We start from the raw sequence: 7,434 nt of genomic DNA on the forward strand, positions 1-7,434 counted from the left end.
CGGCGGGGTGGTGGCGGTGGTCTGCGCCAGGGTGGTCTGCGCCAGGGTGGTCTGCGCCAAAAGGGGGCCGCCGATCAGCGTGGCGGCGAGCAGAAGCGGGGTCAGTCGCATGCGGTGAGCTCCATCCATCGCCAGCCCTCGCGGATGGGGCGGCTTTCGCCCGGTGCAACGGCGCGGCCCTGCTCTGGGTTGCCTCTCGCCCTGCCCTGCCCTCGCGCCGCCGGAGCGGCTAAGCTGCGTGCCCCGTCTGGCTGGAACACAGGATGCCGCCTGAGCTGATCTACGAGGATGAGGAGCTGCTGGCGCTCTACCGGCCCGGCGCCTCGGACTTCACGCTGGTGACCTTCGGCGGGCTGGGGCCGCGGCCGGAGCCCGGGCGCTTCTGGTCGCAGCCGGCGGTGGAACGGCTGGAGCTGGACGCGCTGGGCATCGTCGCCAAGCGGGAGAACTGGTACCCCACCGCCAGCATGCACCGCGCCGCCCTGGCGCTGGCCGGCATCGGCCGCGGCCGGCGGCTGGGCTATGGTCATGGCATGGGCGGCTATGCGGCGCTGAAGCATGGCCGGCGGCTCGGGCTGCAGCGGGCGCTGGCGGTGTCGCCGCCGGCCAGCATCGACCCGGGCATAGTCCCCTGGGACCGCCGCTTCCGCCAGCATTTCAGCGCCAGCCTGCATCCCGACATGTGGCTGCACCGCCGCGACCTGGCGGAATGGAGCGCCGCCATCAACGACCCCTGGGGCAGCGTCGAAGGGCCGCATGGCGCGCTGCTGGCCGCCGCCGGCGCGACGCTGGTCGCCGCCCCCTTCCTGCAGGGCCAGTCGATTTTTCTGCTGGGCCAGCCGCAGGTGCTGCGCGCGGCGCTGGAGCGGGTCTGGGCCTGCGACGCGGCCGGGCTGCGGCAGATCCTGCGCGGGCGGCGGTCGCGCTCGCTGCGCTGGCACCAGGCGCTGGCCGCCGCCGCCCGCCGCCACCGCCACGAGGCGGCCGCGGCGGGGCTGGAGGCGCGCGCCGCGGCGCTGGAGGGCAAGGGCCGGCGCCTGGTGAAAAGCCTGGCGCCGAAAGAGGCCTGATTACCGCGGCGGCAGGTAGCTCTTGCGGTCGAGATAGGCGCGGCGCCAGCGGTTGATGGTGACGCGCTCGAACAGCCCGACCTTGGAGAAGGGGTCGGCGCCGATCAGCGCCTCGGCTTCCGCGCGGGTCTCGACATCGACGATGTAGAAGCCGCCGCCGGCATCGCTGCCGTCATCCTGCAGCTTGGCGCCGCAGGCCAGCAGCTTGTCGACGACGCTGTCGAGATAGTCGAGATGCTCGGCGCGGGTCGCCTGGCGCAGCGCCTGGTGGTCGGGCTTGTCCCAGGTCTCGATCAGATAGGGCATGGATTTCCTCGGGGAATTTCTTGGACGCGGCCAGCCTAGACGCTGTCGCGATCCACGCCACCCCACCCGACCGGAAAGACGATCAAAGGAAGGGGGCGCGGACCGAGGTTGCACGCCCTGCCCGCGTGCAAATCAAGTACCCAGCGGCTTCCCCCTTCAGGTGCCGCGCGGTTGGATCGACCGGTTCGCATAGTACGGTCGATCCCCTCGGTCCGCTCCCGGTCATGGCCTCCCCTGCAGGCCAGGACCGGTTTCCCGCAGCAGTTCAAAAGCGCCGGCGGAGGCCCGGGGAGAATGCGGGATCCGGATTGCGGTGGGACGGTAGTGAACCGCCCTCCGCCAGCGCTCGTCTGCAACTGCGAGTTATTCGCAATTAAGACCCACCCAGCCCTGCCGTCAAGCGCGATGTGCCGCCACACGCAAAAAAGATTGGAAGCCGCCGGCGGGAACGCTCCAAGCCCTTGATCGGGAAAGAAACCTGAAACGGCCCGGCGCCGCCGCCAGGGCCGCGACCACGAGAAAGGGGCGCCCCTGAAGGCGCCCCTCTTGCGAATCCCAGTTGCGAATCCGGCGCCGCAGTTGCGAACAAGCCGGAGCGCGACCTTTCAGATGACCAGCTCGATCAGGAAGGGCCCGTCCTGGGCGCAGGACTGCGCCAGCAGGTCGGCCACCTGCTCCAGCGAGGTCGCCTGCGCCGCCTCGACGCCCATGCCGTTGGCCAGCTTCACCCAGTCCAGCGTCGGGTTGCTCAGGTCCAGCATGCCCATCGCCGTCGGGCCGGGATTGGCGCCGACATTCTGGTACTCGCCCAGCAGGATCTGGTACTTGCGGTTGGCCAGCACGATGGTGGTCACCGGCAGCTTCTCGCGCGACTGGGTCCACAGCGCCTGCAGCGTGTACATCCCCGAGCCGTCGGCCTGCAGGTTGATCACGCGGCGCTTGCCGCCGGCGCCGATCGCCGCCCCCGTGGCCATCGGCATGCCGCAGCCGATGGCGCCACCGGTGATCTGCAGCCAGTCATGCGCCGGCGCCGCGAAGGTCTCCTTGAAGAAGCCGCGGCCGAAGGAGACGCTCTCATCGGTGATGATGGCGCCTTCCGGCATCACCGCCGCCACCGTGCGGGCCAGGCCCTCGGGCGTCGGCGCGCCACGGGCGGCCTCCGGGCGCGGGCCGGATTCGGGCATCGCCACCGGCGGCGCGCCGAGCTCGTCGACCAGCGCCTGCAGCGAGGCCTCGGCATCCTGCTCGAAGCGCGACAGGACGTGGATCTCGCAATTCTCGGGATAGTGCAGGCCGCGCTTGTCGGGATAGGCGAAGAAGCCGACCGGCGCGCGGGCATTGACCAGCACCAGGTGCTCGACCCAGGACATCGCCTGCAGCGCGGCATCGGTCGGATAGGGCACGCGCTCCAGCGGATAGGCGCCCTGGCCGCGCGAGATGCGGGCGTTCGACACCTCGGCCAGCAGCTTCGCCCCATGCGCCGAGGCGGCGCGCCAGGCCAGCGCCTGGGCCTCGCCGCGCAGCGCGGCGCCGCCCAGCAGGATCAGCACGTTCTTCTTCTCGCGCAGCACGCGGGCGATGTTGTGCACCACCAGCGGATCGGCGACCGAAGGGGTCGGCACCGGCAGGGCCTCGGCCGGGGCGCCGCCCTCGTTCCAGGCGGTGTCGGCGGGCAGCACCAGCGTTGCCACCTGGCCCGGGGCGGTGCGCGCCGCCTGCACGGCCACGGCCGCGTCGGCGCCGACCTGCTCAGCGCTCATCGAGGTGCGCACCCAGTGGGAGGCGCCGCGCGCCCAGCCCTCGGTGTCGGCGGTCAGCGGCGCGTCGTGCTGGCGGTGATAGGTGGCCTGGTCGCCGACCACGTTGACGATGCCGCTGCGGGCGCGGCGGGCGTTGTGCAGATTGGCCAGGCCATTGGCCAGGCCGGGGCCGCAATGCAGCAGGGTGGCGGCCGGCTTGCCGGACATGCGGAAATAGCCATCGGCCATGCCGGTGACGATGTTCTCCTGCAGCCCCAGCACGCAGCGCATGCCGGGAATCCGGTCGAGGGCTGCGACGAAATGCATCTCGCTGGTGCCAGGATTGGCAAAACAGACGTCCACACCGCTCTTCAGCAGCGTGTGGACCAGGCTTTCGGCTCCGTTCACCGGCGTCTCTCCCTTGGCGGTCTGCCGGGAGGGTGGCGCCAAAGCCCGGTCAGGCCAAGGCCGCCCGTATCGCCTTGCGATTGGCGCCGGCAAAAAAGCCGGGGCGGCGCCCGGCTTTCCGCGGCGTCAGCCCAGCCAGGCGGGGACGGGCAGGTTCTTCTCGCGCAGGAAGTCCGGGTTGAACAGCTTCGACTGGTAGCGCGCGCCGCCGTCGCAGAGGATGGTCACCACCGTGTGGCCGGGCCCCATCGCCTTGGCGACGCGCACCGCGGCGGCGACGTTCAGCCCGGCGCTGCCGCCGACCGACAGGCCTTCCTCGACCAACAGGGAAAACACCCAGCGCAGCGCCTCGGCATCGGGGATGGTCTCGGCGCCATCGATCGGCGCGCCGTCCAGGTTGCCGGGGACGCGGGCGGCCTGGCCGATGCCCTCGGTGATGGAGCTGCCGGGCGTCGCCTTCACCGTGCCGCTGGTCACCCAGGGGGCCAGGGCGCTGCCCTCCGGATCGGCCAGCACGATCTTCACCCGTTCGCTCTGCGCCTTCAGGGCGCGGGCGATGCCGGCCAGCGTCCCGCCGGTGCCGCAGGAGCAGGTGAAGGCGTCGACCTTGCCCGCGGTCTGCGCCCAGATCTCGGGGCCGGTGGTCGCCTCATGCGCCGCGGCATTGGCCAGGTTGTCGAACTGGTTGGCCCAGACCGCGCCCATCTCCTCGGCCAGGCGGCGCGAGACATGGACGTAGTTGCCTGGGTCGGAGAAAGGCCGCGCCGGGACCAGCCTCAGGTCCGCGCCGATCATGCGCAGGAAGTCGAGCTTCTCGCGGCTCTGCGTCTCGGGGACGACGATGACGCTCTTCCAGCCGCGGGCATTGGCGGCCAGGGCCAGGCCGATGCCGGTATTGCCCGCCGTGCCCTCGACCACCGTGCCGGGCTGGCCGGGGACCAGCAGCCCGCGCGCCACCGCATCCTGCAGGATGCCCAGCGCGGCGCGGTCCTTCACCGAGCCGCCGGGGTTCATGAACTCGGCCTTGCCCAGGATCTCGCAGCCGGTTTCCTCGGAGGCGCGCTTCAGCCGGATCAGCGGGGTGTTGCCCACCGCGCCCCAGAAGCCGTCGGCGATCGTCGTCGTCATCAGAGGGTGTTCACCTTGCGCTGGCCTGGGGCGGAGAAAATCACGCGGCTCGATCGTGTGTCAATTGGCCGGGCGGGCCGCGGTCGCGCGGTATTTTTACGGTGGTCAGACGTAAAAAAGCCCGGGGACAGGGGTCCCCGGGCCTTCAGGCCGCATGGCGCCGGCAGCGGGCGCCAGGGTGGTGGAGAAACTAGTTGCCCGGCTCCGGGTGGCGCAGCAGCCACAGCCGCTCATGCGCCGCCACCAGCGTCTCCATGTTCTTGCGACGGTTCTGGTCGGGCACGCTCGGGCGCCGCGTCACCATCGTCTCCAGGATCCGCAGCAGCTCCTCGGCCACCTCGAAATCGCTCTGGTCGCAGGCCTGATGGAAGGCGATCAGGATCTTGTCCGACAGGCGGCGGGTATGCCTCGGCGCAACCTGGGTGGGAGGCCGCAGGGTCTCCGTGCCGGTCCTCACCTCGGACCATTCATCCGCCATTTTCATCGTGCTCCTCATGCTGCCGCCACGCCGGGATTTTCCACAGTGCCTGCCTTCGTCATAAGACCGCGGTCATTAGTCGGACCGACTCGCTGAACGGTGAACCTACTCGACGCAGTGCATGATGCACAGATCCGTGAATAGGTTCTTAATATCGTTAACAAAGCCGCGCGTATCGCCTTACCGCTGGCGCAGCTGGCCCCGCACCGCCTCGAGGATCGCCTCGGGGCTGGATTGCGGCCGCAGCAGCGAGCGGACCTTCCCGTCCCGGCCGATCAGATAGATGAAGGACGAGTGGTCCATCAGATATTCGGACATTTCAGGTCGGTTCACTTTCGAATAGAAAACGCGAAAGCGGCGTGCGGTTTCGGCCACCTGGGTCACGGATCCGGTAAGTCCGACCATCCTGGGATGAAAATTCGTCACATAGAGCTTCATCTGCTCCGGCGTGTCGCGGTCCGGATCGACGGTGAAGAAGGCGGGGGTGACGCGCGCCTGCTCCTCCGGGGTCAGCTTGTCCACGGCGGCGGCGATCGAGCCGAGCTCGGTCGGGCAGACATCGGGGCAGAAGGAATAGCCGAAATAGGCGACCATCAGCGTGTCGTCGAAATTCGCCTGGGTCACCGGCTTGCCGTCCTGGTCCAGCGCCGACCAGGCGCCGCCCAGCGTCAGCCCTTGCGGCAGCTGCATGCCGCCGGCGGAGACCGGCACCGGCGCCTCGCCCCCGGTGATCGAGGCGACCTGGCGCAGGAAGGCCTCGGCCAGCGGCTCGCCATCCTGCCGACCGAACCAGGCCACCCCCCAGAGGCCGGCGAGACCGAGGATCAGGATCAGGACCAGGGCGCGGACGAGACGTTGCATGACGCCCCGTTTAGCGCATGCGGCGCCGTTTGGGAGGGGACGCTTTGTCCCTCCCCGCTCAGAGATGCCGCTTCAGCAGCCCGCCCAGCGCCGCCATGCCGCGCTCGATGGTGTCCAGGCTGGGGGCGGAATAGCTCAGCCGGGCATGGTTCGGCCGCGGCGTGACGGGGAAGAAGCTGGCGCCGGGCACATAGGCGACGCGGACCTCGGGCAGCGCGTGGTCGCGCATGAAGGCGGTGGCGTCGAAACCCTCGGGGAAGGTCAGCCAGGTGAACATGCCGCCCTCGGGATCGGTGCAGGTGACCGATTGCGGGAAATGCCGCCGGATCGCCCCCAGCATTTTTTCTTTCTTTTCCGCATAGGCGCTCCGGATCGTCGCGACATGGGCGTCGACGTCGAAGCGTTCCAGGAACAGCGAGGCGGCCGCCATGTTCAGCGTGCTGCATTGCGTGTCGGCGGCGAGCTTCAGCAGGGTCAGCCGCTCGATCACCGGGCGCGACGCCACCGCCCAGCCCAGCCGCAGCCCCGGCGCCAGGATTTTCGAGAAGCTGCCGAGGAAGATGACGCGGCCGCTACGGTCGAGGCTCTTCAGCGTCGGCAGGTGCGTGCCGGCGAAGCGCAGCGGCCGGTAGGGCGTGTCCTCGATCACCATCAGGTCGAATTCTTCCGCCAGTTCCAGCAGGCGAAGGCGACGCGGCAGGCTCATCGTCACGCCGGTCGGGTTCTGGAAATCGGGGATGGTGTAGATCACCCGGGCGCGCGGGGTCGCCTTCAGCACCGCCTCCAGCGCCGCCATGTCCATGCCCTCGGCGTCCATCGGCACGGCGGCATAGCGCGGCTGGCAGGGGTCGAAGGCGATCAAGGCGCCCAGGAAGGTCGGATCCTCGGTGACCACCACATCGCCCGGATCCAGCAGCAGCCGGCCCAGCAGGTCCAGCCCCTGCTGGCCGCCCTGCAGCACCAGCACGTCCTCGGCGTCGCAGGCGGCGCCGTCGGCGGTCATCCGCGCGGCGATCTGGGCGCGCAGCTTCGGGCTGCCCTCGGCCACCGTGTATTGCAGCGCGGCGCCGCCGGTGCCGGAGATCGCCTCGCGAAAAACCTCCTCCAGGCCGGCGATGGGAAACAGCCCGGCATCGGGATAGCCGCCGCCGAAGGACATCACCCCGGGCTCGGCGCCCAGCCGCAGCAGCTCGCCGATGGCATTGGGCTGCACCTGCTGCATGCGCTGCGCCCAGCGCGGGGTGGTGACGGCATCCATGGGGCGGTTCCTCGGGGGTTTCTCCCCGCTGCATAGCGCAGCGGCGGCCTTCCCGCTGTCCGGCGCGGGCCATCCCTGACAGCATCGCGCCGGCCACCGGCCCTGCCCCCCGCGAAAATGGCACTCCGGTGACAGCGGCGGCCTGCGGCGCATAGCCGCGCCCCCGGCACCCCCGCATACTCGGCC

Annotated in this window: 7 protein-coding genes; 1 reads left to right on the top strand and 6 read right to left on the bottom strand. The window is 70.2% G+C overall.

Annotation, left to right across the window (positions count from 1 at the left end):
- Positions 1-263: 263 nt before the first annotated feature.
- Entirely contained in the window at positions 264-1,070 is an 807-nt protein-coding gene (locus tag GVN67_RS27250; protein WP_160000458.1) for a hypothetical protein, read from the top strand.
- Here GVN67_RS27250 and GVN67_RS27255 read toward each other — a convergent pair whose 3' ends face one another.
- The 6 genes from GVN67_RS27255 to GVN67_RS27280 all read right to left on the bottom strand — a co-directional run bounded on the left by GVN67_RS27255 (position 1,071) and on the right by GVN67_RS27280 (position 7,248).
- On the bottom strand, positions 1,071-1,376 hold the full coding sequence (locus GVN67_RS27255) for a YciI family protein (RefSeq protein WP_160000459.1): 306 nt from the start codon (positions 1,374-1,376) through the stop codon (positions 1,071-1,073). It abuts the gene before it with no gap.
- 605 nt (positions 1,377-1,981) lie between these two features.
- Positions 1,982-3,523: an acetolactate synthase large subunit gene (locus GVN67_RS27260; RefSeq protein ID WP_160000460.1), complete on the bottom strand. Its 1,542-nt coding sequence runs from the start codon at positions 3,521-3,523 to the stop codon at positions 1,982-1,984.
- 126 nt (positions 3,524-3,649) lie between these two features.
- Complete coding sequence (locus tag GVN67_RS27265) at positions 3,650-4,651, bottom strand: cysteine synthase A (protein ID WP_160000461.1); 1,002 nt, start codon at positions 4,649-4,651, stop codon at positions 3,650-3,652.
- A gap of 190 nt (positions 4,652-4,841) precedes the next feature.
- Complete coding sequence (locus GVN67_RS27270; RefSeq protein WP_408906367.1) at positions 4,842-5,129, bottom strand: hypothetical protein; 288 nt, start codon at positions 5,127-5,129, stop codon at positions 4,842-4,844.
- A 180-nt stretch (positions 5,130-5,309) separates the two neighbouring features.
- Complete coding sequence (locus GVN67_RS27275; protein WP_160000463.1) at positions 5,310-5,990, bottom strand: SCO family protein; 681 nt, start codon at positions 5,988-5,990, stop codon at positions 5,310-5,312.
- Positions 5,991-6,048: 58 nt separating this feature from the next.
- A complete protein-coding gene (locus GVN67_RS27280) occupies positions 6,049-7,248 on the bottom strand; it encodes a PLP-dependent aminotransferase family protein (RefSeq protein WP_200845416.1) in 1,200 nt (399 codons plus the stop codon).
- Positions 7,249-7,434: the final 186 nt, after the last annotated feature.

Origin of the sequence: Roseomonas sp. 18066 (genome assembly GCF_902706185.1) — a bacterium.
Classification (GTDB): Bacteria; Pseudomonadota; Alphaproteobacteria; order Acetobacterales; family Acetobacteraceae; genus Pseudoroseomonas.

What these genes read in the sequence shown, in the direction of transcription:
- GVN67_RS27250 (WP_160000458.1), top strand. Translation starts at nt 264, where the DNA reads ATGCCGCCTGAGCTGATCTACGAGGATGAGGAGCTGCTGGCGCTCTAC.
- GVN67_RS27255 (WP_160000459.1), bottom strand. Translation starts at nt 1,376, where the DNA reads ATGCCCTATCTGATCGAGACCTGGGACAAGCCCGACCACCAGGCGCTG.
- GVN67_RS27265 (WP_160000461.1), bottom strand. Translation starts at nt 4,651, where the DNA reads ATGACGACGACGATCGCCGACGGCTTCTGGGGCGCGGTGGGCAACACC.
- GVN67_RS27270 (WP_408906367.1), bottom strand. Translation starts at nt 5,129, where the DNA reads ATGGCGGATGAATGGTCCGAGGTGAGGACCGGCACGGAGACCCTGCGG.
- GVN67_RS27275 (WP_160000463.1), bottom strand. Translation starts at nt 5,990, where the DNA reads ATGCAACGTCTCGTCCGCGCCCTGGTCCTGATCCTGATCCTCGGTCTC.
- GVN67_RS27280 (WP_200845416.1), bottom strand. Translation starts at nt 7,248, where the DNA reads ATGGATGCCGTCACCACCCCGCGCTGGGCGCAGCGCATGCAGCAGGTG.